20 protein-coding genes and 1 tRNA gene are annotated in these 26922 nt (G+C 62.7%); 9 read left to right on the plus strand and 12 right to left on the minus strand.

Annotated elements, in window-relative coordinates:
* Positions 1–138: 138 nt before the first annotated feature.
* The 4 genes from EAT51_RS18110 (at position 139) to EAT51_RS18125 (ending at position 4665) form a co-directional block, all read left to right on the plus strand.
* On the plus strand, positions 139–648 hold the full coding sequence (locus EAT51_RS18110) for a heavy metal-responsive transcriptional regulator (protein ID WP_130516879.1): 510 nt from the start codon (positions 139–141) through the stop codon (positions 646–648).
* Complete coding sequence (locus EAT51_RS18115) at positions 645–3077, plus strand: heavy metal translocating P-type ATPase (RefSeq protein ID WP_130516881.1); 2433 nt, start codon at positions 645–647, stop codon at positions 3075–3077. Before EAT51_RS18110 ends, EAT51_RS18115 begins: the two co-directional genes overlap by 4 nt.
* A gap of 61 nt (positions 3078–3138) precedes the next feature.
* The gene (locus EAT51_RS18120) at positions 3139–3348 is read left to right on the plus strand and encodes a heavy-metal-associated domain-containing protein (RefSeq protein ID WP_224096475.1); all 210 of its coding nucleotides are present in this window, start codon (positions 3139–3141) and stop codon (positions 3346–3348) included.
* A gap of 294 nt (positions 3349–3642) precedes the next feature.
* Positions 3643–4665: an SbmA/BacA-like family transporter gene (locus tag EAT51_RS18125; RefSeq protein WP_130516883.1), complete on the plus strand. Its 1023-nt coding sequence runs from the start codon at positions 3643–3645 to the stop codon at positions 4663–4665.
* 184 nt (positions 4666–4849) lie between these two features.
* Here EAT51_RS18125 and pglX read toward each other — a convergent pair whose 3' ends face one another.
* The 8 genes from pglX to EAT51_RS18165 all read right to left on the minus strand — a co-directional run bounded on the left by pglX (position 4850) and on the right by EAT51_RS18165 (position 17218).
* Positions 4850–7177, minus strand: a complete 2328-nt coding sequence (gene pglX, locus EAT51_RS18130) for a BREX-1 system adenine-specific DNA-methyltransferase PglX (protein WP_130516885.1) — start codon at positions 7175–7177, stop codon at positions 4850–4852.
* A gap of 13 nt (positions 7178–7190) precedes the next feature.
* Entirely contained in the window at positions 7191–8630 is a 1440-nt protein-coding gene (locus tag EAT51_RS18135; RefSeq protein WP_130516887.1) for a tetratricopeptide repeat protein, read from the minus strand.
* Complete coding sequence (locus EAT51_RS18140; protein ID WP_130516889.1) at positions 8627–10729, minus strand: ATP-dependent DNA helicase; 2103 nt, start codon at positions 10727–10729, stop codon at positions 8627–8629. Before EAT51_RS18140 ends, EAT51_RS18135 begins: the two co-directional genes overlap by 4 nt.
* A gap of 5 nt (positions 10730–10734) precedes the next feature.
* Positions 10735–14364, minus strand: a complete 3630-nt coding sequence (gene brxC / locus EAT51_RS18145; RefSeq protein ID WP_130516891.1) for a BREX system P-loop protein BrxC — start codon at positions 14362–14364, stop codon at positions 10735–10737.
* Positions 14365–14392: 28 nt separating this feature from the next.
* Entirely contained in the window at positions 14393–14968 is a 576-nt protein-coding gene (locus EAT51_RS18150) for a BREX protein BrxB domain-containing protein (RefSeq protein ID WP_004146420.1), read from the minus strand.
* Positions 14949–15737: a DUF1819 family protein gene (locus EAT51_RS18155; RefSeq protein WP_130516893.1), complete on the minus strand. Its 789-nt coding sequence runs from the start codon at positions 15735–15737 to the stop codon at positions 14949–14951. Before EAT51_RS18155 ends, EAT51_RS18150 begins: the two co-directional genes overlap by 20 nt.
* 2 nt (positions 15738–15739) lie before the next feature.
* A complete protein-coding gene (locus tag EAT51_RS18160) occupies positions 15740–16240 on the minus strand; it encodes a BrxE family protein (RefSeq protein WP_049622245.1) in 501 nt (166 codons plus the stop codon).
* Positions 16241–16303: 63 nt separating this feature from the next.
* Positions 16304–17218 carry a helix-turn-helix transcriptional regulator gene (locus EAT51_RS18165; protein ID WP_130516895.1) on the minus strand — a complete coding sequence of 305 codons (915 nt, stop codon included), beginning with the start codon at positions 17216–17218 and terminating at the stop codon, positions 16304–16306.
* Positions 17219–17814: 596 nt separating this feature from the next.
* Between EAT51_RS18165 and EAT51_RS18170 the strand changes: the two genes are divergently transcribed.
* Positions 17815–18783, plus strand: coding sequence for an IS5 family transposase (locus EAT51_RS18170; RefSeq protein ID WP_130517624.1), 969 nt, complete (start codon positions 17815–17817; stop codon positions 18781–18783).
* Between the two features lie 133 nt (positions 18784–18916).
* On the opposite strand, the gene EAT51_RS18175 is transcribed toward EAT51_RS18170, so the two are convergent.
* Together EAT51_RS18175 and EAT51_RS18180 are read right to left on the minus strand one after the other, a co-directional pair.
* The gene (locus EAT51_RS18175) at positions 18917–20131 is read right to left on the minus strand and encodes a tyrosine-type recombinase/integrase (RefSeq protein WP_130516897.1); all 1215 of its coding nucleotides are present in this window, start codon (positions 20129–20131) and stop codon (positions 18917–18919) included.
* A gap of 176 nt (positions 20132–20307) precedes the next feature.
* Positions 20308–20383 (minus strand) — tRNA-Ile (locus tag EAT51_RS18180).
* 694 nt (positions 20384–21077) lie between these two features.
* Here EAT51_RS18180 and EAT51_RS18185 point away from each other — a divergent pair.
* From EAT51_RS18185 to EAT51_RS18200, 4 genes are read left to right on the plus strand one after another with little or no spacing between them, the layout of a single operon-like run.
* Positions 21078–21923: a hydroxypyruvate isomerase family protein gene (locus EAT51_RS18185; RefSeq protein WP_228257988.1), complete on the plus strand. Its 846-nt coding sequence runs from the start codon at positions 21078–21080 to the stop codon at positions 21921–21923.
* A 34-nt stretch (positions 21924–21957) separates the two neighbouring features.
* Positions 21958–23643 (plus strand): GMC oxidoreductase, encoded by a 1686-nt coding sequence (locus tag EAT51_RS18190; RefSeq protein WP_130516901.1) that lies wholly within the window; start codon positions 21958–21960, stop codon positions 23641–23643.
* The gene (locus tag EAT51_RS18195) at positions 23643–24227 is read left to right on the plus strand and encodes a gluconate 2-dehydrogenase subunit 3 family protein (protein ID WP_130528337.1); all 585 of its coding nucleotides are present in this window, start codon (positions 23643–23645) and stop codon (positions 24225–24227) included. The genes EAT51_RS18190 and EAT51_RS18195 overlap by 1 nt, the downstream gene beginning before the upstream one ends.
* 46 nt (positions 24228–24273) lie before the next feature.
* Complete coding sequence (locus EAT51_RS18200) at positions 24274–25011, plus strand: 3-keto-disaccharide hydrolase (RefSeq protein ID WP_425599593.1); 738 nt, start codon at positions 24274–24276, stop codon at positions 25009–25011.
* A 164-nt stretch (positions 25012–25175) separates the two neighbouring features.
* On the opposite strand, the gene EAT51_RS18205 is transcribed toward EAT51_RS18200, so the two are convergent.
* Positions 25176–26036 (minus strand): DMT family transporter, encoded by an 861-nt coding sequence (locus EAT51_RS18205; RefSeq protein ID WP_130561864.1) that lies wholly within the window; start codon positions 26034–26036, stop codon positions 25176–25178.
* Complete coding sequence (locus tag EAT51_RS18210; RefSeq protein WP_130561865.1) at positions 26036–26920, minus strand: MurR/RpiR family transcriptional regulator; 885 nt, start codon at positions 26918–26920, stop codon at positions 26036–26038. Before EAT51_RS18210 ends, EAT51_RS18205 begins: the two co-directional genes overlap by 1 nt.
* Positions 26921–26922: the final 2 nt, after the last annotated feature.

Below are 26922 nucleotides of genomic sequence, written 5' to 3' on the forward strand. Positions count from 1 at the left end.
ACAGAACCCTGAAGCCCACTCCACAAGGCTCTGCACGACGCATAGTCGTTCGTGGAATGAACGAATGATGAATGTCCATCTCGCAATGCAACAATCACGTTGACTCTGGACTTAGGTCCAAGTCTTAGGGTTCACCTCATGAACTCCACACCGCCACGTTCCCACTTCACGATCGGCGTGCTGGCCCAGCAGTCCGGGGTGGCGATCGACACGATCCGCTACTACGAGCGCGAGGGGCTGCTCTCGCCCGCCTATCGCCGCGCCTCGGGCTATCGCGAATACGACACGCAGTCGGTCGAGCGCATGCGCTTCATCCTGCGCGCCAAGGAGCTGGGCTTCAGCCTGGAGGAGATCCGCGAGCTGCTGGCGCTGGAATCCGATCGGGTCAACGGCGTGGAAGGCGTCAAGCAGCGCGCCAGCCGGCGCCTGCAGGAGTTGAACGTGCGCATCGCCCAGCTCACCGAGATGCGCGACGCCCTGGCGCGGCTGATCGACGCCTGCCCCGGCTGCGGCGAGCCGGAAGGCTGCCCGATCCTCTCCAGCATCCACGGCGCGCCGCCCGAGGCGAACGACGCGGCGGCCGCGCCTTCGCCCGCGCCGGCCTCGTGCTGCGGCGCGGATCTCAAAGACAGGAACCACGATTCATGACTCAGGCGGCAGCCACCACGTTGAACTTCCCGGTCCGCGGCATGACCTGCGCGGCGTGCGCGACCACGATCGAGAAGCTGCTCAACAAGCATCCGGGCGTCAAGGCGACGGTCAACTTCGCCAGCGAACGCGTGCAGCTGCAGTACGACCGCACCCAGGTCCAGCCGCAGGCCCTGGTGGAGACGCTGGACAAGGCCGGCTTCTCGGTGCCGCCGGAGACCGTGGCGCTGGAGATCACCGGCATGAGCTGCGCCGCCTGCGCGGCCGGCATCGAAGGCGTGCTGGCCAAGACGCCCGGCGTGATCGCCGGCAACGTCAACTTCGCCTCGGCCAAGGCGCGGGTGGAATACACCCCGGGCGTGGTCGACGTGGCGCAGATCGTCGAGCGCATCGGCAAGGCCGGCTTCGGCGCGAGCGAGGTGCGCGAGATCGGCGAGGCCGAGATGGCTGCGCGCGAGGCCGGCGAACGCGCGGCCTGGCGCCGCCAGGTCTGGATGTTCGTGGCCTCGGTGGTGCTGACCCTGCCGCTGTTCGCGCAGATGTTCACCATGTTCGACTTCGCCGACCTGGGCCACGCGCTGGGCGGCCACCACACCGAACTGCTGCCGCGCTGGCTGCAGCTGGTGCTGGCCACGCCGGTGCAGTTCTGGATCGGCGCGCGCTTCTACAAGGCGGCCTTCAAGTCGCTGCGCAGCGGCACGGCCAACATGGACGTGCTCGTGGCGCTGGGCACCTCCATGGCCTATCTGTACAGCGTGGTGGTGACGGTGCTGGATCTGCCGGGCCAGCATGTGTACTTCGAGGCCAGCGCCTCGATCATCACCCTGATCCTGCTCGGACGCCTGCTGGAGGCGCGCGCCAAGCGCAAGACCTCCTCGGCGATCCGCGCGCTGCTCAACCTCAAGCCCAAGACCGCCAAGGTCGAACGCGACGGCAAGCTGGTCGAGGTCGATGCCGGCAGCCTGGTGGTGGGCGATGTGTTCGTGGTCGCCGCGGGCGAAAGCGTGCCGGTGGACGGCGAAGTGCTCAGCGGCACCTCCAGCGTGGACGAGGCGATGCTCTCGGGCGAGTCGATGCCGGTGAACAAGGAACCCGGCAGCCGGCTGTTCGCCGCCACGGTCAACCAGTACGGCATGCTGCGCGCGCGCGCCACCGGCATCGGCGCCGACACCATGCTGGCCCAGATCATCCGCATGGTCGACGAGGCGCAGGGCTCCAAGGCGCCGATCCAGCACCTGGTCGACCGGATCGCCGGCATCTTCGTGCCCGTCGTCGTGGCCATCGCCGCGCTGACCCTGGCCATCACCTGGATGGTGACCGGCAGCTTCTCCGTCGCGCTGGTGCACGCGGTCGCGGTGCTGGTGATCGCCTGTCCGTGCTCGCTGGGCCTGGCCACGCCGACGGCGATCATGGTCGGCACCGGCATGGGCGCGCGCGCCGGCATCCTGATCCGCAACGCCGAGGTGCTCGAACGCGCCCGCGCGCTCAAGACCCTGGTGGTCGACAAGACCGGCACCCTGACCGAAGGCAAGCCGCAGGTGACCGACCTGCTGCCCAGCGCGGAGACCGAACGCGACGCGCTGCTGCGGCTGGCGGCCAGCCTGGAGGCCGGCTCGGAGCATCCGCTGGCCAGGGCGATCATGCAGGCCGCCGAGGCGGCCGGCGTGCAGGCGGCGGGCGTGACCGACTTCGAGACGATCCCGGGCAAGGGCGTGCGCGGCGTGATCGACGGGCGCCAGGCGATCCTGGGCTCGCCGGCCTGGCTGGCGGCCGAGCAGGCCCGCACCAGCACCGCGCTGGAAGCCCGCGCCCAGGCCGTGCAGGCCCAGGGCAAGACCGTGGTCGGCGTCGCGGTGGACGGCGTGACCGCCGGCTTCATCGCCATCGCCGACCAGCTGCGCGACACCTCGCGCGAGGCCGTGCGCCGGCTGCAGGCCATGGGCGTGGACGTGGTGATGATGACCGGCGACAACCGCCACACCGCCGAGGCGATCGCGCGCCAGGCCGGGATCACGCGCTACTTCGCCGAAGTCCTGCCGCAGCACAAGGCCGATGAGGTCAAGCGCCTGCAGCAGGCGCAGGGCGGGCACGTGGGCATGGTCGGCGACGGCATCAACGACGCGCCGGCGCTGGCCGCGGCCGATGTGAGCCTGGCCATCGGCGCCGGCTCGGACATCGCCATCGAGGCGGCCGACGTGGTGCTGGTCAAGGGCGACCTGCGCCATGTGGCCACCGCCATCGACCTGTCCAGCGCCACGCTGCGCAAGATCCGCCAGAACCTGTTCTTCGCCTTCTTCTACAACGTGCTCGGCATCCCGCTGGCCGCGTTCGGCCTGCTCAATCCGGTCATCGCCGGCGCGGCGATGGCGATGAGCTCGATCTCGGTGGTGAGCAACTCGGTGCTGCTCAACCGCTGGCGTCCGAAGTGATCGGATCGCCCGGGCCGGCCCGCTTCGAAGTCCCACTTCCCACACCCAAGGAAAGCCCAAGATGCATATCGAACTGACCGTAGACGGCATGAAGTGCGGAGGCTGCTCCGGCCGCCTCAAGCGCGTGCTGGAAGGCACCGACGGCGTGCAGGCCACGCAGATCGTGCTGGAGACCAAGCAGGTCGCCGTCGATTTCGACGAGGCCGGCATCGACGTGGAGGCGATCAAGCATGTGATCACCGACGCCGGCTTCACCGTGCTGGCCGCCTGAGGCATGACCGGCCTGCGCCTGGCGGAATGACGGCGCGCCTACGGCCCGCGTTCGACGCGTGCCGCAGGCGCCCGGCCAACCGCCAGCACGCACAGGCCACCGACGCTGCAGCGGGGGGACGCCGCAGCGGAGGATGAAGGACAGGGACCGGACCGGCGGAGGGGCCGTCCGAGGAGAAGGGGAACGCTTTCGCAGACGCCCGTTGTGCTGGCCGCCGTCCAGGCGGCCCGTGGCGCGGCGCGCTGCCACCTGGGGCCATCGCGCTCTGCCCGCCGCCGTTGCCACGGAGCCTCGATGAACGACACCGACCACGACGAAAGGCACCTGCCGAAGGTCCCGGCGCGTCAGCTCTGGCGCCTGCTGGGCGGCTACTGGCGCTCGGACGACCGGCTCATGGCCTGGCTCCTGCTGCTGTCCATCCCCGCGCTGCACGGGGTGATGGTCTACCAGGGCCTGCTGCAGAACCGCATCTACGGGGTGATGTTCGATGCGCTGGGCGATCGCCAGGCCAGCGTGTTCTGGCGGCAGCTGATCCTCACCGGCGCCGTCATGGCCACCTGGGTGCTGGCCCATACCGTGGTGGAGTGGCTGATGCAGCTGCTCTACATGCGCTGGCGCACCTGGCTCAACGCGTACTTCTCCGACCGCTGGCTGGCGCGCAAGGCCTATTACCGGATGGACCGCGCCGGCAGCATCGACAACCCGGACCAGCGCCTGTCCGAGGACCTGCAGATCCTGACCGAGAAGGGCGTGACCAAGGGCTTCGAGTTCCTGCACCAGATGGGCGTGGTGGTGGTCTTCACCGGCGTGCTGTGGAACCTCTCGCGCGATATCGCCTTCACCGTCGCCGGGCAGCAGGTGGCCATTCCCGGGCTGGTGGTCTTCGTGTTCCTGGGCTTCTGCCTGCTCAGCACCGGCCTGGTGGAATGGCTGGGGCGGCCGCTGCTGCGCGCCCGCTATCGCCAGCAGGCGCGCGAGGGCGACTACCGCTTCGCCCTGGTGCGCGTGCGCGAGAACGCCGAGCCCATCGCGCTCTACGCGGGCGAGGCGTCCGAGCGTCGCCGCCTGGGCGGTGCCTTCGGCCGCATCCGCCAGAACTGGCGCAAGGTGGTGCGCCATACCTTCAGCGTCAATCTGGCCACCGATACCGGCAACCAGGGCGTGCAGCTGCTGCCGTGGGTGCTCGGCGCCGGCGCGTACTTCGCCGGCGGCCTCTCGCTCGGCCAGCTGACGCGGCTGCACCACCGAGCAACAGCAGTGGCAAGATTGGATGACAAGAGGGTAGCAAGCCAGATTTCAGAGCCTTCTTTGGGGTAGACCTGGCTTCGGCCAGCTGTCGGAATGACTCCCAAAGGCACGATGTAGGGAACCAAGCGACTTGAGCGAAGCATGTAGCTGAAGCCGGGCCTGAAGTACATTGACTCAGACATTACGTACTTTGACGCGGAGTGGCCATTTCCAACGTGATAGGCCTTTATCTCGGCTCCATCATCAGACCAGTTTACATATAGGTGTATTGAGGAGAGGACTGGTGACGCTGATTCAGTTTTCGAATACCACGCCCACATCTTCCTTTTCTCAACTCAATGGACTGCTTTCGAAGTTCTTCTACATCATGCTTTTTAGTAGGAATAATGACTTGGCCATCACTCACCTCCCACCAAAGCCTCAGGAATCTGAAATCATCTCCAGTCTGTAACCCAACCCGAATAGAGCATTCCAACGGCTCAACTACGGGGCGCGCCGCGATTTTTCTTGCTATCGAGTCATTGATCCAATACACGTACGGCATGTCATCAAATACAGAAAACTGTTCGACTCGCCTCCTGAAAAAATTGCCTCCGTCGCGCCCGCTCTTCAGCAAGTGAATTGATTCGAGTAAACCGCTGTTCTTGTCGATCCTATTGAGCTCCCGGAAAAAGATGGCTTCATCTGCCTTCCCGTGACTCCTCTCCCAAGTAACAGCCGCCGTTTCGACCATCGCATCAAGAACCCCTTGTCCAAGATCAACAAAGGTCTCCATTGCAAGATCCTCAGCCAGTACCGACTTGCGAAATGCTGAGAAGCTTTGCAGGTAAAAACATGTGCGACTGACGATCGCTCCAACACGCCCACCCAAGCGAACCAATTGGGTTGCTCGCTCGATAAACTGCGTGAGGATATTTCCTTTGGATCGTGGCAACGTCTCTTCGAGGTAGGATTTTGTCGAGCGTGCAGGCTCGCCAAACGGTGGATTCATTACCAAGACATCGAATCGCTCGCGCGCGAGATCAATCAGGCGGAGTCCATCCAAAGCATCCTGGGCAAACAGCCGCGCTTGATATGTCGATTTCGCTGCATGAGAGAAATCAAGAAGTGCCTCCCGCAATCTAGTTTCAGCTTGCTGCCAAGTCTCTTGTTCTTGTTCGGCAAATAGCCCGGTGCCTTTCCCTACATAAATCTCTCTCGTTAACCTCGGGAGGTCTTTCTCTGCTTGAAGAAGAACGCCCAACTCCGGGAGCCCCTTGAGCAGTTGCAGGGTCTTCTCGAACAGCTCGGCATCGCGCTTATCGAGGTTGGCCGCAAACTGCTGGCGCAACTCGCGTTCGGCAGGCGGCGCAATGGCGGCGACCACATGACCGCGACCAATCAGGGGGCGGTCTTTGGCTTTCACCCCCGCGTCGTGCCAAGCGCGCTGCGCCCGCAGCCACAGCGCCAGCGAGGCGATCTGCGCGGCACGCGGGTCGATGTCCACACCGTAGATGTTGTGCTCGATGATCAGGCGCGGAACGTCGCGCAGAAATGCCGCCTCGCCCTCGTAGGTCTGGCTCAGTGGTTTCAGAGCGGCTTGGGGCTGAGTCGAGACATCCAACGAGCCGGGGCCGTGCTGTTGTTCCCAAGCCCATGCCTCACGGTATATCTCGGTGAAAAGATCGAAGGCGTATAGGCCAAAGTGCATGGAGCCGCAGGCCGGATCCAGCAGCTTGAGGGTGCGCGGGTCACGCAGCTTGGTGGCGGCTTGTGGCGTTTCGTCCGGTTTCACCAGCAAGTATTGGCAGCGATCGCGCAGGCCGGTGGCCCCGCCCGTGGCGTTGAACCAGAGACGCCCGAGGGTGTTGTCCACCAGAAACTCGACCACATAGCGCGGCGTGAAGAACTGGTTGCGTACCGCCAGTTCTCGGCTGTTGCGCGGTGCCTGACTGGCATCGCGCATCGCCTTGCGCTCTTCCTTCGAGTTGAAATACTGGTAGATCCAGCCGATGGTTTCGTCCTCGCTCCACAGCGGGGCGATGTCGGCATCGTTGATCAGGGTCAGTACTTGCAGCAGTGCAGCCTCGCGCGGGAACAGGCGGCCCTGCGGTGAGTAGCGGTCGAACAGGCCGGGCAAGTCTTGCGCGAGTTCATCGAACACGCTGAACAAATACACGCGGTAGGCATCGCCGGTTTCGCCCAGGCCGGTGCCGGCCAGGCGCGCGTAGAGCTGAAAGCCCTTGGCCTGGAAGCCGTTGCCAACTGATTCGACCAACAGGCCACGCGCTTCCGCCATACGCAGCGCCGCCAGTCGGTTGAGCACGGTGAAGGCCTGCTCACGCACGATGCGATCCAGACCCTGCATGGCGTTCATATCACCACTAGCGGTGTAGTGCGCCAGGGTATCGCGCAGGATGCGGGCGGTTTCGCGCTGGGCGTCGTTGATATGGCGCAGACTGGCAAGCTCGGCGACAGATCCCGCATTCGGGTCCATGCCGTAGTCGTTCTGCAGCTGGCGGGTGAACTCCTCTTCCAGCACACGGCGCGCGTCGTTGACGAAGCGCTGCAGGCGGTTTCTTGTTGTTTGGTCGAAAGCCATGTTTGCCTATCTCTTAGAAGTCAGCAGAGAGCTGCTGGTCTTCTTGTTCAATGAATTTCACGGCACGCCAGCCGGTCTTGCCTTGCTTGTTGGTGCGCCGGATGGCCTGGCAGGTGACGTCGTATTGCGTTCCAGGAGTGAAGGCCTCGGCCATCTCTGGCGCGACGAAGATGTCATCTCGACTGGTACGGATGAATGCAAATGTCTTACCCTCCTGCCTATCCAAGGTGCCGCTAAATATTTCGCACAGGCCAGGAATGGTTTGAACTTCTGACATTCGCCAATCCAGAGGGTGGCCATCAGACTCGGCGCGGCCAATCTCCACCACGGTACCGGGCAACAAGCCTGCCACCGTGGGAAATTTTTTATGCAATAGCCCGATGCCGGTAGTGGCGCCGGTCGCTATATAGCTGAGTCCCTTTTCTGAATTGATGTGGTCAATGACGCCGCGAGTGTAGGTAAGGTTTTGTCGCTCCAGTTGTTGAAGCAATGCACGTGCACTGGACTCAGCTTTCGGCAGCGGCTGTAGAGAGTTATTGGCGAGTGCGTCTTGATACCAGTCACTGGCAAGCAGTTGATGTAGTTCCTGCGGCACTTTGTAGGCGTGCTGCTCCCTGTACTGCAGTGCCAGGTTCGCCTGGTGTGCTGCCTCGTTGAAACGGCCCACAAGGGCGAGGCGCTGTGCCAAATGGATACGCACCTTTGCGACTTCCTGCTCCTCCCGAGCCAGCTGAGTTGCATGGGTATAACAGGTCAACGCATCCTGTGGATGCTCAATTTCCAGGATTTCACCTAGTAGCACCCATGGCCAAGCCGCGCGCGACTGGCGGCGCAACACTGGCGTCAATCGCTTGATCGCAAAGTCTGGTTCGCCGTTGGCCAGGTGCAGTTTGCTCTGGTAGTAGTTGAGCCATTGGTCGTTTGGCTCGTCCCTTAGCGCTTGCTCCAAAACGCCAAGGCCCCACTCGTTTAGCGCCTGATCCGACTGTGGATCGACGGCTTTAGCCGCTGTCTCACGACAGACGGCACGTATGAAGCGTTTATGCAAACTATCTACAGTCTTTCCTGCCTCATTGACGAAAGGCTTCTTGTCCTCCTCTGAAAAACTCTCGTTTCCCACCCAGCGGGCAAAAAGAAGAAACTCAGACCAATCCTTGGATGCCTTCCCCGCAAGGCGAAGAAATTGTGAAAAAGCACTATCGCCACGCAGTGCGTCAGCCATGTGCGAGAACTCGCGCATGTACGGTGACAGTTGGCCAGATAACGCCGCAGGAGACAGCTGCTTTGTCTCGTAACGATCGACGATTTCTTTTACATGGTCATACAGCGCCCATGCGTAGGCTCGAAGAAACCATACGTCAGCATTGTTTTGGGGGTACTCCGACCTGGCCAAATCCAGGGCTTCTGCATGCCGTTTTTGCTTGCGAAGTGCAAAGATTTCACCGGAGCTCACTGGATTTCCTCTTTTTGCGCCGTCATCAAGCGCTGTACTTCCTCATAGAGGCCGTGGCTACTGCCTGGGCCGCCGACTTCCTGAGCAGCCGTCCAAGTAAAGGCGCCGTCGTAAGTGAAATCAATCTCACCTTTGCGACAAGCATCAGCAAAGCTCAATCGCAGCCGATACGGCATCGACTTTTGACCGATACGTTGAATTCCCGATTCGGCAATAGCTTTATCCAGACCATCCAGAAACTCTTGTATGAACTGGCTTGGCTGCTCCGTGCTGGATTTGGCAGCCAGCACACCAAGCGATGTGAGCGCATCCTCTGCCAATTGACTATCTGATAAGGCGCCAGGAACAGATCCAGAGCGACCGACCTGTAATTTGCCATTGTAGTAATACTGAACTACGGCGCGTTTGCCATTGCGCGAAAGGGTGTAGCGCTCGCAATACTGCAAGTGCTGCAACTGTTCAATTTCGATGCCTTGAGCCCCCCACACCAGGCGTAACTGCTGATGGGTTTTCATCAAGGGGGCAATAGCGGGTGTGAACGAAAGCCTCTGCCAGTCTGGATCAGTCATGAGCTCCTGAAGTCCAGCCTTTTCAGGTTTTTCAGACGCGCCTGATGAGCCAGTCCAGGCGATGTCACCGGTGGGTGTGAAGTCAGGGGGATTCACGATGATCAGTTTCTTGGCTGCTCGCGTGATGGCCGTATAAGCCCAACGGAAGAACGATGCATTGCGAGAGCCCCTCCCGGACCCGAAGTCAACAAGGACAGTATTCCATTCCCCGCCCTGCGCCTTGTGACAGGTCATGGCATAGCCGTACTTGACCTGGAGCGCGTTGAAGTACGGGTCGTCACGGATAACTTTCCGGAATTCAGCCGACTTTGGATGCAGGTCAGGGTGGCGCTTTCGAAAATCTACCAAAAGCGCCCGCTGCTCCAACGGGGTCAATTCACGGTTAGGCGAATCTAGCAAGTTCTCTAGTACTAGGCAGTTTGTCTGGATGACGCTGCCATCCGCATCACGAAAAGCAACGGTGATATTGCGGAACCACAACTCAACATGGTGGCCTCCCTTGAGATTTACTGGCACACGTTGTGCGTCTGCTCCCACCTCCATGACCTTGACTAGATCGCCATTGCTGAGTTCGTGCGTTGTTGAGTTTTTGTTTATTAACAGCGTTTCGCCCACCTGGATAGGCAGACTGGCATCGCCCCAACGACGATCTCTGATGTTACGGTTGTAGTCCAGCGCATTGGCGTTAGAGTGCACGACTGCGACGTTAGAAGTTTTTGTCTGCAACCCTTGAACGACCAGATCGACGGCTCTTTGGGCATCTACCTGTTCAATATCCTGTCCATTGGGCTGCAGTGAAAATTTATTGAACCGCTCGGCCAGCATCGCGTCGCGCAACTCCGTCGCACGGTCGAGAATGGCACTGCCCTGCGCCTGACGCATGACATTTTTCAAATCGAACGAATCCACCTTCAACTTGAATTGCTCACTCAGATACGCATCTGACAAGGCCGGTGACGCATTTTCTCCAACCGGAGGTAGCTGCGCAGGATCGCCGACGAAAAGCAGCTTGGTAAGGTGATCCTTTGTGCGACCTGATCTGTTCATTCGAGCAAAGGTCACGATATCCAGTAGCAATCTGCCGGAACCGAACTGCATGAAATCACCGTGATTCTCCTTATCTCCGACCATTGACGATTCGTCGATCACGAACAAGGAAACAACCGACTCATCCTCCTTCAATGGAAAGATCATCCGCATTCCGGGGTCGTTGGCCGTCTCGGCCCCTTCATTCACCTCCAAATGGGTCAGCGTGTAGATCGCCCGATGGATAGTCAACCCTTCGTATCCAGAGTTTCCTGTGATTTGTTTGATCTTATTGCCCAGAATTCGGGCAGCCCTACCTGTCGGCGCCAGGAGACTGCAGGAGAGGTTCATCTCCTCTAGCGTTTTGACCAGTTTGGCAACAAGTGTGGTCTTACCAGTACCTGCACTGCCACGCAGGACAAAAGCATCTCGAGAGTCATCAAGTAGAAAGGTTTTAATGGCATCCAGCGCGGCGGACTGCTCTTCGGTCAGTTGTATTTCCATGCAGCTCAGGCGCCCCCAGAATTCATCACAAACTTGATTTCCGCCTCTGTATAGAGGCCAAGCTGCACCTTGATTTCCTGTAGCTGTAGGATCAACGCCTCAATGTCTGCAGCCGACGTCATCTTCACTGGAATCGCGATCGACTTGATCAGCTTGGCTGGGCCTTCTTCTCCGTTCTTGGAGCGCTCTTCCTCCATGCGCTGGCGAAGCCGCTCCTGGCCTTGGCGCTGGATGGAGCGCTTTAGGTCTTCGAGGGTGCTGTTGATGTCGTAGTCGCGGGCGAGCAGCTTCTTCAGTCCGGCCAGATCCTGTGTAGCGGCCAGGGCGAGCCCGTCCAGCCGGTTCACGGCGTTGCCGCGCTCCTCCTGGGTGAGCTCTTCCCACTCGGGGATACGCTGCAGATCCTCGACACCTTCCTTCAAACGGAGCTTCTGCTGATCGGAGAGCGTGATGACCGCATCGCGCACGCGGCCCTTCAGATGGGTAAGCTGCGAATTGAAGTCAGCCGTGTGCTTGTAGAAGTCCTCCTTGCCCAAGCGCTCAGACAGGGTTCCCAGGTCTTCGGCAAGTTCGCGGCGCAGCTCGCCTGGCACGCCGGTGTCCGGCAAGGCTTCGATGTCGCGGCGATGGGCTTGCAAGTCGCGAAGCGTGGCGTCGAGCCCGTTGTCAAGCGCCCGCTTCACTTCCAGCGCCCACTTGAGGTTGTCGTAAATGGCGGATGTTTCTGCGCCCAACCGCTGCGGGGCGTCGGAGGCATCGGTGAACAGGACATCGGCAATGTCCTGATTCAAGGTGCGGATGCGGTCACTGCCTGCCAGCCCAAGGCCACTGAGCTTTTCGGCCAAAGAGCCATAGTCGTGCTGGAAGCGCGGAAAATGCTTCGCCGCCGCCTTGCTGATCTCCTGCTCCAACGGGATCACCATGTCGCCCACCAGTTCGGTGAGCCTTTCAGCGGCACGACCGAGCGTTTCGATGGACGGGCGCTCGTCGCGCAGGGCGACGCCGATCTGCTTGAAGGAGTTGTTGGTCTTCAGGGCGTCGATCGCCTGCTGACCGGCTGCCGTGACTTCGCGCCCGGATACCTTGAGCTTGATTTCACCCGCCATGAGCATGGCGGCCACGATGTAGCGCGTGGTATCGGGTGACCAGCCAAACGGATCGTTGCTGAAGTCGTCGAGCAGCCGCTTGCCATCGACGGTACCGCGCTTGTCGATGTAGTCGCGGATGCTGATCATCGCCTTGTGGTCAGTCTTGAACGAGGCGCGACCGGCCACGGTTTGCACCAGGCCGAGCGGGTCCAGCGCACTGCCGATGGCGGCGGGGTTGGCGACCTTGAGGAATTTCTCGGCGGTGTCGGTTCCAGCGCGTACCGGAGCTTCTACGTACCGGTCGAACACCTGGTCGGCAACGTCGGAGAGCAGCTTCTTGGCGGCCTCCAGCAAATCAGCATCCAGTGCCGACACCGCCGTGGCCTGGCCGCGGAACACAAACGAGCCGGCTTGCAGAGTTTGTTTGATCTTGCTCTGGAGCTGGGTCGCCAGCTTGGCAGCACGGTCGAGCTGGCCGGTGCAGTAGTCCTTTACCTCTTGGTCGGGCTCGTTGCGGTGCAGCTCGGCAATGCGCTGACAGCGATAGATTTCGTTCGCCAGATCGTCGAGTTCGGAATTGGCGCGAGCCAAGAGCCCGATGACGTTCCGACCGGCCCGACTACGGGAGTCATCCAGCATCCGGTTCTTGGCGGTGTCGTAGTCACTGGCAGGCACCAACTCAACAACGGTCTGGATGGTGCTCTGATCACCGGCCAGGCTGGTGATGGCGCTGCCGGCCTGGACTTTCAGACCCGTTGCGACGGCCATCGTGCCGTGGAGGCTGACACGGGGCAGCGGATCGAAGGACTCGCGCAACGCATCGTTGAAAATGCGCTTCACATCCACGGTGCGCAACGCAATGGCGCCACGCTCCTGCTCGATATCCCGCAGCTTCTCGCTGAGGAACACGAGGTTGCCATCCTTCTCGCCCAGCGGCACATGCACGTCGTTCAGCATCTCTTCGACGGCTTTCTTTACCGTATCAAGCTGCGATGCTGCAGTGATCGACGGGTGCATCAAACTGGCGACGTTCTGCACCGACACCGGCAGGTTGCCGAGGATCTGCAGTACGGCGACGGACTTGGCGATGTCCTGATGCAGTTGCGAATCCGGGAAGTGAATCTGGACCTTGCCAACCGCCTGGTGGATGGACGTGAAAGCGCGACGAATGTCCTTCTCCAGTTCGTCGTAAAGCGTGACCGTGGTGGCGAGCCAGCCGACCGGCTGATCGGCCATCGCCTTCGAGCCGCCTTCGCCTTTCAAGACGTCCTGGATCACCTTGATCGCAGAGCGCAGGCCGATGCCGCCAGTGGACTTGGCCAGGGCGCCCAGCAAGTGCAGCAGGATGTCGAAGTGAGCTGGCAGGAACGGGTAGAGATTAGTGAAACTCTCTTTGCTGAAGTCCGCGTGGTAGTACTTGGCGTCTTGCAACTTGGTGTTGTGTCGCAGCGCCTGACCATGGGCATCGAACAGCTTGCCCAGTTCGGTCTCGCCAGCCGGTGACTTGCCGAGCAGGCGGCGATAGCAGATCTCTTTGATGTCGCTCGATTCAAGGTCAATCTGGATCGGGAAGCGGTCTTTCAGCTTATAGAGCTTGTCCGAGTTCAGCGCTGCGCGAGGATCGTCCTCAGTAAGGGTCTGCTGCGCAGTGGAGATGATCCAGGCCTTGCCATCGCCCAGCCTCTTGAGGTTCTTGGCCAGACCATCGAGGTTTAGGATCAGGTTGTCGCGCGAGGCTACGTACTGCCCAACTTCGTCGACGATGAAGATGATGTTCTGCTTGCCGCTCTTCTCGCGGACGATGTCGATCATCTCCTGCACGCGCTGGTCTTCGAACTGGAAGAAGCCCTCGGTGCTGGACGAGAAGGACTTGGCCTCCGGGAAGAGTGCCGGGTACATCTCGTGGGCTATCTTGGGGATCAGCCCGTCGATAGCGAGCGGGTTGTTTTGTACGCGGGCCCAGGTCGCACCCGGCAGCGCTTGGGCAATACGATCGTGCAACTCGGGGGTGCGACCGTCCTTCTCGACCATGCGCTCAAAAGCGGCAACCTTCAGGTTGCGCGAGTAGCCGGCCCACTGCAGCACCTTAAAGTAGAGGACCGTGGAGACGTCTTCCATGGTGGCGCCGGCAAGCATTTCACTGGCCAGATCCAGCATGACCACAGCAGCCGGGAAGCGCTTCGCCACAGTGCTGAGGAGTGCCTTGGTCTGTGGCTTGTGCAGGCGGTCTTGCAGGTAGTTGATGAATGGCGTGCCGTCGATGGTGCGTTGATCGTCAAACGCCAGGCCGAGGTACTTGGTGAACGAGCTCTTACCGGAGCCGTAGAAGCCTGAAACCCAAACGCCCACCTCATTTTCGCCACCGGACTCCATCGCGAGCTGCATGCGATCGAGGAGCTTGCGAAACTGCTCCTCAATGCTTTCGGTGACCACGTATTCGGAGATCTCAGCCTTGAGGCGGCCTTCTTGCGAGGCGCCATAGGTGATGACCTTCTCAATGGTCCGGTAGATGTCCTTGCTTGGGTCGAAGAGTGAGCGAATGGTCATAGGTTTATCCCAGGGTTCTTTTGTCTGTTCAGCCGCCGACGTGGACAGAGCGGTAATTGCCGTCTTCCGGGTAGAAGCCGAGAAACTTCAGGCGCGTCTTGCCGGTTCGCACGCCGGGGTACAGAAAAATCGTCGGCACATGAAACTTGCCCTGGAGCTGACTCTCGATGGCACCGATCCGCATAAATGGGTGCAGTGCCTCAAGGTCCGTTACCAAGAGCAGCGCGTTCTGCTGGCCTTCGAGCGGCTGCAGGGCATCCTCAAGTCGCTTCAGCAGGCCGTTATCCGCCGTCAGGATGTCCGCCAGCGCCTTGTTGGTACGCGGCCAATCCAGCGGAGCGGACTTGTCCTCCATCACGCAGAGCGACCAGAACGGGTCGTCTTTGAGCAGCGCCCAGATCTGTTCGGCGATGGAGAACGTGTGCACGTCCCAGCCTTCTTGGTGCAGTTTGGCCACCCAGGCGGGCGTTTGCCGCTTCACCTCGAGGATTTGCTCTGGTGGGAAGACGAGGTAGTAAATCGGCTCGAAGCTCGCATGACCGAGCTCACGCCCGTGGCGGATGCGCTCGCGCAATTCGTCGAAATCAGCTTTGAGTGAGGACATCGCAGAGCGCCTCCATGTCTTGTTGTTTCCAACTGATGCGGATCACGTCGCCAGCAGCCTGGACGATGAGCAACCCCTTCAGCGAGAGTCGTTTGATTTCCTCCAGCACGTCTTCGCGCGCCAGGCCAAACAGCTGCCAGTCTTCGTGGGTCAGCAGAGCGTTGTCACCCACGCCGGAAAAGTGCAGCTCATAGGCTAGATATGCAGCCGCAGACGGCGAGATGCGGAACGGCAGGATGAGGCGGCTCGAACGCAAACCGCGCTCAAGCATTCCGTAGTCGGCGCAGCACCCGGTCAGGTAGGCGGAAACGCGCCGCACTGTCGTCTCAGACCAGCGTTTAACTGTCTTGCCGTCATCGATGCCTCGCTCGACAAAGGCGCGGGCGTCTTCATTGGTGATCTGTGTGTATCCACCGGCGTATCGAGCCCAGTAAACGTGGCGCACGAAGTCACCAAGAATGGGATTGGCGCGGCTCGTGAAAACCAGCATGAGCTGCGTCAGATCAACAGTGGAAATTGTTGCCGACAGGCGCTTGAGGTGAGCAGCCGGTGTACCGCCATTGACCAGATAGCGCGGGGCAAAGCATTCGACGACGATGTTGCGGAGTCGGCGCGCGGTAACTGCGGGGAATCGGCCAGACTCCAGCGCGACTTGATGCAACTGGTTCGCCGACATGCCTGGCGACCACAGCTCGAGCAGCGTCTTGGTCTCGTTGACGAGCCCGAGGCCTGCTTGTAACTGAGTCGTGTAGGGCTTGTTGTCGGCCACGATCACCCCACCAGATACGGATAAGTTTTGGCGTTCTGTGTGAACGCCGATAGATAGGCCGCAGCGATAGCCTTCAGGGTGTCGGTGGAATCGAGGTCCTTGATGCCCCCGACCGCCGTTGGACCGACGCTGGACGCACCGCCTGTGGCGGCCAGTCGCTTCAACGCATCCAGTGCAGCCTCTTTGCTTTGTGGTGCCTGGCTGGCGAGTTCTTCTCCCACGCTGCTTTGCACGGTCGCGTGCAGGTCTTGCTCAACCTCCTCGGGCAACCGAAACAGGTGGTAGCTACCCACACTCAAATGCTCGTCGTGCAATCGCCTGGCTGCTTCCAGCACACCGTGGTACTGAGCAAGGCGAGACGTTTTCGAGAAGACCGGCTCCAGGAAGAGCTTGCTCGATGACTCATAGAACGCCGTGGGCCACCAGGCGCACTGAGCACGCTCGCCAAGGAAGCCGACGAGCATCCTCATCTGCAGTAATGTCGGTAGGTAGGATTCCTTCATCTCATCTCTCTTTTTTCATTGGTTCTACCGATGCAAACGGCGTAAGGCAGAGGCATCCGCATTTCAGTCATATTCCGCTCCAGCTCCAGTGGCTTCTGGCGCCGCATACCCTGGAGCCAGCACGGCATTGCGAACACCGTAGATGGCGAGGTGGTCTTTCAACCAAAGCCGGTACTCATGGCCACGCAGGCTGTGATCCGGGGAGCAGTCGACACTCCATTTGCGAAGGATGTATCCGGCCGTGGCGGCACGCAGCTTCATCCGCAGCAGGCCGTCGCGCATACCGTATTCCATCTCGGTGATCTCCGGCCGGGGTTGATCCGGATGCGGCACCAGCTCCAGCTCGACGATCCGGGTCCACTGAATGTCCTGATCGCTCATCTCGTGGGGCGCCACTGGCTGCCCCTTGAGCACCACCGGGCACTTGATCCGGGTGATGACGAAATCCCGGAACTCCTGGGACTTCCGGTCGAAGGCGCGGACGTGCCAACGGAGGCCGTTGTCGATCAGCGCGAACGGGACGATCTCCCGCTCGGTACGGCCACTGGAGATCGAGTGGTACTCGATGCCGAGCGGGCACTCCTGATGTATCGCCCGGGTCACGTTCGCCAGCACATCCAGATCCGGATGCGTGAGCCGTGACGGGTTCTCGCTAGCCACCCACGCCTTTAGCCGCATCGGCTCACCGTCGCCAAAGCCCTGGGTCAGCCACGACAGCAACCGCTCTGGGGGAAAGTCGAATACGGGCCGGAAGTCCGGCCCCAAGACGTAGGACTTGCCCTTGGGGTCGTAGTCGATGTTGCCCGGGGCCAACTCCTTGTACAGCGCCAGATCCCTGGATGCGGCGGCGGACTGGATGCCAAACCGCGTGACCAAGTCCTGACGGCGTATCTCCCCGATGAAGCGCACGCGCAACTCCACAAACGCGAGCCGGTCGCGTTGTGGCTGGGTTAGATCTGCAAGCTGTTCGTTCGTCATCCGTGCGATACCGGGGAAAGATCACTCATCCGGGTCAGTAATTCCTTGTACGAGCTCTAGGGGAAAGCCTGCGGTCTACCGGCAACCCCCGAACACTACCATCATGATCACACAAGGGCTGCATTTTGATAACCATCTCCGTTCGAGGTAGCCCATCCACCTGCAGATCACTGCGGAACGGCCATCAGGATGCTACGGCACCAAGATCACCACCATAACCAGCTGCTGCCGATGGCCCTCATCGCAACTGGGATTCGCAAGCCTGTCTGAAAACCAATGCGCTGATTCAAGACGCTTTGCGGCACCGACCCAGCGCACTCGTATGCCGTCGACATATGTGCCGAGAGGGCCATGCCCTGCCCATCTACTCCCAAGGCATGCACTGCTCTAACCAGAAGGGCCGATGCGCGCCACTTGCAGGCGCCCCGATGCCCAAAATGGTCCAGCCGCAGCCAGCTGCCTGCGGCATCCCAGTCAGCCCAGATATGAAAAATGCCATTGATATCAATGGCATTTTTCAATCACCTGGCGAACTAGGGATGCTCTGAACAAATCGCCTTCGGCGACAATAGCGCAAGGTTCGACGGATGACGACGATGCAGCTGAGCTTCGGGGACGCGGAACACACGGGCAAGCGGAAGAAGACGCGACGCGAGATCTTCCTGGCGGAGATGGAGCAGGTTGTGCCGTGGAACGCATTGCTGGCGCTGATCGCACCGCACTACCCGAAGATGGGCCAGCGTGGCCGGCAACCGTACCCGCTGGCGACGATGCTGCGCATCCACTTCCTGCAGCAGTGGTACGCGCTGAGCGACTCGGGCATGGAAGAGGCGCTGTACGAGATGCCGGTGATGCGCCGCTTTGCCCGCCTGGGCGGGCTGGACACCATCCCGGACGAGACCACGATCCTCAACTTCCGCCGGCTGCTGGAGACGCATGATCTGGCGCCGCAGCTCCTGGAGCGCGTGAACGCGCACCTGGCGCGCAAGGGCCAGAGCTTGAAGGCCGGCACGATCGTCGATGCGACGATCATTGCGGCACCGAGCTCTACCAAGAACAGGGACGGCGAGCGCGACCCGCAGATGCAGCAGACGAAGAAGGGCAACCAGTGGCACTTCGGGATGAAGGCGCACATTGGTGTGGACGAGGAATCGGGCCTGGTGCATCACGTGGAGTGCACGGCGGCGAACGTCAATGACGTGACGCAGGTGCACAAGCTGCTGCACGGCAAGGAAGATACGATCTGCGGCGACAGCGGCTACACCGGCGCGGACAAGCGCGAGGAGCTGCAAGGCGTGGAGGCTGCGTTCTGGATCGCGGAGAAGCCATCGAAGTTGCGAGCGCTGAAGAACATGCGCGAGCGCAAATACGCCGAGCGCTGGGAGCACTTCAAGGCCAGCCTGCGGGCGAAGGTTGAGCACCCGTTCCGGGTGGTGAAGCGGCAGTTCGGTTACACCAAGGTGCGCTACCGCGGCTTGGCGAAGAACACGGCGCAGGTGCTGACGCTGTTCGCGCTGTCGAATCTGTGGATGGCGCGGCGACGTCTGTTGCTGCCGACGGGGTAAATCCGTCTGTTGGACGGGGAAACCCGTCGAAAAGCGTCAGAAACGGCGCAAAATCGATCATATCGAGGTCGACTTGGCGCCTTGACGCTGAAATCCAAGCATCAGAGCGCTTTGATCAGACCTTCCCTAGCGGTTATGCGCGCTTAGCGAGAAACGGGGAAACCTTGGGCTGTTCTTCGCGCAGGCGATCCAGATAGTCAGACCAAGCCTGCATCATCTTCCGACGCTCGGTCAGATGGGTGGCACGGTTATAGGCCCGACCGAGTGGATCTTTTACGGCATGCGCCAGCTGATGCTCGATGTAATCAGGGCGATAGCCAAGCACCTCATCCAGTACGGTTCGTGCCATCGCACGAAATCCATGCCCAACCATGGTGTCCGAATCAAAGCCCAGGTTGCGCAAGGCCGCATTGAGCGTGTTCTCACTCATTGGCTTATGGACAGTACGGACACTAGGGAATACGAACTCACTGCGCTTGGTGTAGGGGTAGAGGCCCTGCAAGACATCCACCGCCTGCCTGGAAAGCGGGACGATGTGCGAAGTCTTTGTCTTACTGGTCACATACCGCCACTCGGCAGCCGCAAGATCGATGTCAGCCCATTTAGCCTGCCGCAGCTCTCCTGGGCGCACGAACAGCATTGGAGCCAGCTTAAGGGCAGCCTGCGTCACAAAGGCCCCTTGGTAGCCCCAGAGAGCGCGCAAGAGCTCACCGATTGCAGCAGGCTCGGTCACACTGGCGAAGTGCTTGGTCTTTGGTTGCTCCAACGCACCTGTGAGGTCCTGTGCGGGATTTCGATCAGCTCGCCCCGTGGCAATGGCATAGCGGAAGATCCTGCCGGCATGCGCCCTTGCCCTGTGTGCTGTCTCAACGACCCCTCGTTGCTCAAGCTTCCGAAGCGCCGCCAAAAGGATGGGCGCACTAACGTCACCGATAGGCAGGTCGGCCAGACCTGCAAGGTCCTTCTCGATCAACCTTCGTTCCCGCAAGACAGATCCAGGAGACAGCCCTTCTTTCGTCCGCTTTGCCAATAGCTCAAGGCCAATGGCACTGAAAGTGTTGGCAGACCGCTCCCCCTGCACTGCTCTCTCGATCCTGGCCATCTGTGCGGGGTTTGCACCGCTGCGCAGTTGAGTACGCAGGCGATCCCGCTCGGCTCGGGCAGCCTGCAAGGGCATCGAAGGGTACTCACCCAGAGTGACGATGCTTGCCTTGCCCAGGTGGCGGTAGCGGTAACGCCAGACCTTGGCGCCTGACGGACGAACTTCGATGCACAAGCCATTGGCGTCGGCAACCCTGAAGGGACTTTCCCTGGGCTTGAGTGCGCGCAACTTGGTGTCAGTCAGCATGTGAGTCAAGATCCTGTGAGTCACCCAGGGCCACACAGCCCGATGACACACACACTGACTCACTTTTATAGTGGATGCAACCGAATGACGACGGACACAGCCGGACAGCATGCCGCCGAAAAACCCAATACTTACCTGGATAAATAGACTCTTGCGGACAGTTACGGATGTCTATGTGGTGGGCCCACCAGGATTTGAACCTGGAACCAAAGGATTATGAGTCCTCTGCTCTAACCGTTGAGCTATAGGCCCGCTGCGGGGCCAGCATTGTAGCGTCAAGGGCGCCGGCGTCGATGCTGGGAACTGCGCGACAGGATGTGTTCGGGTGAACCGCGCTCGAATGACCGCGGTGGAGCGCGAATGCGGGATGCGGGACTGGTGCGGTGTGGTCGTGGCGCGGATGCGCATGCAGGCGCAACGCGTCAGCGCCTGGCGCACCGCGAGAAGCGAAGACCCTCCGTCATAGACTCCGCTTTTTTGGAGGGCCGATGGTCTCTCGTCTCGGGCGCGTATGGCCTGGTGGGGGCTGGGGGGCTGGAACGTCCGCCGTGAGGTGCGGGCGGGGTGCGTCCGTCGACGCCGCATGGTGCTTCGCAGCATGCCTGAATGCGGGTCTGCGGCTTGCAATCAGCCCGGCGGCTGCTATCGTGCAATCGATTGCATGGGGAGGCTCATGCGGCGTCATGTCCGGTTGGGAGGCCGAGGCGATGGCACGAAGCGACAGTGCGCAGGGCTTGGGTTGGATCTACGCGGAGGGCGAACCTTCTCCGTGGCAGGGGCGCTTTTTTTCTCGTTCCAGTGTCCAGCCCGCTGTGGCAACACGCGGGCTGAGGTCTGTGGCCGTTGCCCTCTCGCTGCAGCATGGCCGGCGCCCGCCCCAGGCGCGCGCCATGACCCAGGAGCGTCCGGCATGAACAGCGGTCCCACCCGCCGCGATCTGCTCCGCATGGGCGTGCTGGGCGGCGTCGGCCTCGCCTCCTCCGCGTTGCTTCCTGCGTGGGCCGCAGTCCCCGCGACGGCGCCGTCCGCGCCCAAGGGCCGGCTTAAGCAGTCGGTGGCGCGCTGGCTCTTCCAGCAGCCCATCGACCAGCTGTGCGTGACGGTCAAGCAGGTGGGCCTGTCGGCCATCGATCTGGTCGGGCCGGAGGAGTGGCCGATGCTGAAGGCACACGGCATCGACAGCCCGATGTGCAACGGGGCGGAGATCAGCCTGAAGCAGGGCTTCGCCGGCACCGAGTTCCACGACGAGCTGGTCGCGCGCTACACGCGCCATATCGACCTGGTCGCCGACGCGGGCTACCGCAACCTGATCTGTTTCTCCGGCAACCGCAACGGCATGGACCCGGTGCAGGGCATGCGCAATGCCGAGGTCGGCCTCAAGCGGGTGCTGGGCCATGCCGAGAAGCGCGGGGTGGTGCTGGTGATGGAGCTGCTGAACTCGCGCGTGGACCACGCCGACTATCTGTGTGACCACTCGGCCTGGGGCGTGGAGCTGTGCAAGCGCATCGGCTCGCCCAATTTCGGCCTGCTGTTCGACATCTATCATATGCAGATCATGGAAGGCGACATCATCGCGAGCATCCGTCGCAACCATGAATACTTCGTCCACTACCATACCGCCGGCGTGCCCGGACGGCATGAGCTGGACGACACCCAGGAGCTCAACTACGCCGCCATCTGCCGCGCCATCCGCGACACCGGCTTTGGCGGCTACGTGGCGCACGAATTCAGCGCCGCCCATACCGACCCGATCGACGCGCTGCGCCAGGCCATCGCCCTGTGCGACGTGTGAGAGACCCACTATCCACCGAGGGAAGCAGTCACCCATGGCAGACAACCACTACGACGCGATCGTCGTCGGCTCCGGCATCAGCGGCGGCTGGGCCGCCAAGGAGCTGACCGAGCGCGGCCTGAAGGTCCTGATGCTCGAGCGCGGCCGCAACATCGAGCACATCAAGGACTACGTCAACGCGGGCAAGGAGGCCTGGGACTATCCGCATCACGACACGCCGACCCAGCAGATGAAGGCCGATCATCCGGTCCTCAAGCGCGACTATCCGCTGTCGGAGAGCACCTACGGCATGTGGGCCGACGAGAAGGACTGCCCCTACACCGAGACCAAGCGCTTCGACTGGTTCCGCGGCTACCACGTGGGCGGACGCTCGCTGATGTGGGGACGGCAGAGCTATCGCCTGTCCGACATCGACTTCGGCGCCAACGCGAAGGAGGGCATCGCGGTGGACTGGCCGATCCGCTACGCCGACATCGCGCCGTGGTACGACCATGTCGAGCGCTTCGCCGGCATCGCCGGCACGACCGAGGGGCTGGACGTGCTGCCCGACGGGCAGTTCCTGCCGCCGATCCCGCTGAACATCGTCGAGCAGGACGTGGCCGCGCGCCTGAAGAAGGCCTTCGGCGGCACGCGCCACATGATCCACTCGCGCACGGCCAACATCACCCAGCCCAAGCCCGAGCAGGGCCGGGTCAACTGCCAGTACCGCAACAAGTGCATCCTGGGCTGTCCGTTCGGCGCGTATTTCTCCACGCAGTCGGCCACGCTGCCGGCGGCGATGGCCACCGGCAACCTGACGCTGCGGCCGTTCTCCATCGTCAAGGAAGTGCTGTACGACAAGGACCGCAAGCGCGCCAAGGGCGTGGAGATCATCGACGCGGAGACCGGGCAGACCTACGTCTACACGGCCAAGGTGGTGTTCCTCAACGCCTCGGCGTTCAACTCGACCTGGCTGTTGATGAACTCGGCCACCGATGTGTGGGAAGGCGGGCTGGGCTCGTCCTCCGGCGAGCTGGGCCACAACGTCATGGACCATCACTTCCGCGTCGGCGCCTCGGGCCGGGTGGATGGCTATGAGGACAAGTACTACTACGGGCGCCGGCCGTGCGGCTTCTACATCCCGCGCTTCCGCAATCTGGGAGACGAGCGGCGCGACTACGTGCGCGGCTTCGGCTACCAGGGTGGCGCGAGCCGCACCGGCTGGTCGCGCGACATCGCCGAGCTCAACATCGGCGCCGACCTCAAGCAGGCGCTGACCGTGCCGGGCGAGTGGCGCATCGGCATGACCGCCTTCGGCGAAATCCTGCCCTACCACGACAACACCATCAGCCTGAATCGTAACGTCAAGGACAAGTGGGGCCTGCCGGTGCTGGCGATGGACGTGTCCCTGCGCGAGAACGAGCACGCCATGCGCAAGGACATGGGCGCCGACGCGGCCGAGATGCTCGAGGCCGCCGGCGTCAAGGACGTGGAGGTCTACGAGAGCGACTACGCGCCGGGCATGGGCATCCACGAGATGGGCACCGCGCGCATGGGCCGCGACCGCAAGACCTCGGTGCTGAACATGCACAACCAGGTCTGGGACGCGCCCAACGTGTTCGTGACCGACGGGGCGTGCATGACCTCGGCGGCCTGCGTGAATCCATCGCTGACCTACATGGCGCTGACCGCGCGCGCGGCCGACCATGCCGTGCGCGAACTCAAGGCGGGGAACCTGTAATGCAACGACGCGAACTGCTCAAGATGATCACCGCCGCCACTGGCATGGCCATGATCGGCCTGCCCTCGGTGGTGTTCGGCCAGGCCCAGCTGCCGGTGCCGCCGGCCAACAACGCCTTCTCCAAGACGCAGGTGGCGCTGCTGGACGAGATCGCCGAGACCATCCTGCCGCGCACCGACACGCCCGGCGCCAAGGATGCGGGCGTGGGGTTGTTCATGGCCCGCTTCGTGACCGATTGCTACGACCCGCAGCAGCAGGCGGTGTTCCGCGCCGGCCTGGCCGATCTGGACAAGCGGGCCAAGGGCGGCTTCCTGGCGCTCAAGCCGGCCCAGCGCGCCGAGCTGCTGGACAAGCTGGCCGCCGAGGCCCGGGCCGCCAGCCCCGATCCGAAAAAGGCCGACGACGAGGGCGCCGACAGCTCGGCGATCCCGCCGCATTACTTCACCATGATCAAGCAGCTGGTGCTGTTCGGCTTCTTCACCTCCGAGGTGGGCGCGACCAAGGTGCTGCGCTATGTGCCGGTGCCGGGCCGCTTCGACGGCGATCTGCCCTACGAGCCGGGCACCCCGGCCTGGGCGACCTGAAGGCCAACAACGTGCGATGCCACGGCATCGCCCAAGGGAGAACGAGATGAGCAAGCAAGCGATCGCGATGCTGGCCTGTGCGCTGGCCGCCGTGCCGGCGTGCGCGCAGCAGACGCAGGGCGACCCGGCCAAGACCGAGGTGTGGAAGCCGGTGCCGGTGGCCGTGGCCACGCCGGTGGGCGCGGCGCCGTCCGATGCGGTGGTGCTGTTCGACGGCAAGGACCTGTCGGCCTGGGAGGGCGAGGACGGCGGCAAGCCGGGCTGGAGCGTGGCCGATGGCGCGGTCACCGTGGTGCCGGGCAGCAAGGGCCTCCGCAGCAAGAAGAGTTTCTGCGATGTGCAGCTGCACGTGGAATGGCGCACGCCGACCGAGACCAAGGGCCTGGAAGGGCAGAACCGCGGCAACAGCGGCATCTTCCTGCAGAACCGCTACGAGCTGCAGGTGCTGGACAGCTACCAGAGCGCGACGTATTCCAACGGCCAGGCCGGTTCGATCTACAAGCAGGCCATCCCGCTGGTCAACGCCTCGCGCGCGCCGGGCCAGTGGCAGACCTACGATGTGATCTGGACCGCGCCGCGCTTCTCGCAGGGCGGCGGCCTGACCGCGCCGGCGCGCATCACCGTGCTGCACAACGGCGTGCTGGTGCAGAACGACACGGTGATCGCGGGCAAGACCGAATACATCGGCGCCCCGTCCTACGCACCGCATGGCTGCGCGCCGATCTTCCTGCAGGACCACAACGCCAAGGTGAGCTACCGCAACATCTGGGTGCGGGAGCTGTAGCCGGTTCGATTCGCCAGCGGCGGCATAGCTCCCATCCGTAGAGCGGAGCTTGCTCCGCTGGGGCTTTCGCGACGATCCGGGCGAAGAGCAGCGGAGCGAGCTCCGCTCTACAGGGAGGGAGCGACTCGATCTGAGACAGCTGCTGCTCCAACAAAGGCATCGCTTCAGAAGCCAATCGCCGCGATGCCGGCCAGGACGACGACCGCGCCGGTAACGCGGCGCATGAGATGGTCTTCGCCGAACAGCCAGCAGGCGAGCAGGGCGCCGATGACGATGGATGACTCGCGCAGCGGCGCGACCAGCGCCACCGGTGCGCGCTGCATGGCGGTGAGCACCAGCAGGTAGGCCAGCGGCGAGAACAGCGCCACCACCAGGATCGGCCTGGCGTCGCTGCGCAGGGTCGCCGCAAGCCGCTGCCTGCGGCGCAGCGCCAGCGGCGTCATGATCAGGCCCTGCAGCAGCAGGGTGCCGGCGTAATAGCTCGCCGGCGCCAGGCGCCAGGTGGTGACCACGTAGCTGTCCCAGAGCGTGTAGGCCGCGATCGCGGCCCCGGTCGCGCCGCCCCAGAGCATCCCCGGCAGCGCATGCCGGCTCCCTGTGCGGAAGGGATTGCCGATGACGACGAGGATGCCGGCGACGATGAGCAGCGCGCCCAGCACCGCCACCGGCGTCAGGCGTTCGCCCAGCACCAGCACCGCGAAGCCCATCGTCAGCATGGGCCCGGTCGCGCGCGCCACCGGATACACCACGCCCAGCGCGGCGCGGTCGTAGCCGGCCTGCAGCGTCAGCGAATACGCCGTGTGCAGGCCTGCCGAGAGGACCGATGCCACGACCAGCCGCGTATCGAAGGGCTGCTGCTCGCGGATCGCCATCGCAATGCCAAATGGGACGAACAGCAGCGTGGACGCCCAGGTATAGGCCCAGACGAACAGGAAGGCGTCACCGCGCTTGGACTTGGAGGCGAGGTTCCACACCGCGTGCGCCCCGGCCGCGCCGAGGACCATCGCGACCGTGCCGGGCGACATCAGGACAGGTCGGGCAGATCGATGCCCGCCCGCTCCGCGCGGCGCGTGCGCGCCGGATCCCGCAGCGCGAGCGCGGCAACCAGCGCATCGATGACGACCAACTGGGCCAGCCGGCTGCCCGCCGCGGCCATCTGCGCAGGCAGCGGTGGCCCGCCGACGACCAGCGCGATATCGGCCAGCTTCGCCAGCGGCGTGCCGTACTGGTTGCTGATGGCGATGAGCGAGGCGCCGGCGGAGGCGGCCGCATCGGCGATGGCGAGCGTGGTGGCGGTGCGCCCCGTCGAACTCACGGCGATCACGGCATCGCCCGAGCCGAGCAGGCGCACCGCGATCATCGCCGACAGATGATCCGCGATGCCGATGGTGGTGACGCCGATCGCGCGCAGGCGGAAGACCGCATCGGCGGCCACCGTTGCCGAAGGCCCGGCGCCGAAGACGATGACCTGGCGCGCGGCGTGCAGGACGCCGACCGCCTGGCCCAGCGCCGCCGGTTCCACCGCGCCGCCGAGCGCGGTCAGCGCATCGGTGCCCGCGCGGATGGACGCCTCCAGCACGGCGGCCAGCGGTGCGTCGGCGGCGAGCGCGGCGGGAGGCGCGAAGAAGCCGGCGGTGCCGCGGGCGCGTGCGATCTCGAGCTTGAGCTCGGTGAAGCCGGCAAAGCCGATCGCCCGCGCGGCGCGCACCACGCTTGGCGGCGACACGCCGGCGCGTGCGGCGACCTCCGCGGTGGTGCTGGCGCCCACGAACAGCGGATCGGCCAGCAGCAGCGCGGCGAACTTGGCTTCGCTCGCGGCGAGATCGCCGCAGCGCGCCTGGATGCTGCCGAGCCACTGGCCGAGCCGTCCTTCCGCCTGCGTAACGGAGTTACCTTTCTTTTTGCTCATAT

This window comes from Pseudoxanthomonas winnipegensis, assembly GCF_004283755.1.
Taxonomy (GTDB): Bacteria; Pseudomonadota; Gammaproteobacteria; order Xanthomonadales; family Xanthomonadaceae; genus Pseudoxanthomonas_A; species Pseudoxanthomonas_A winnipegensis.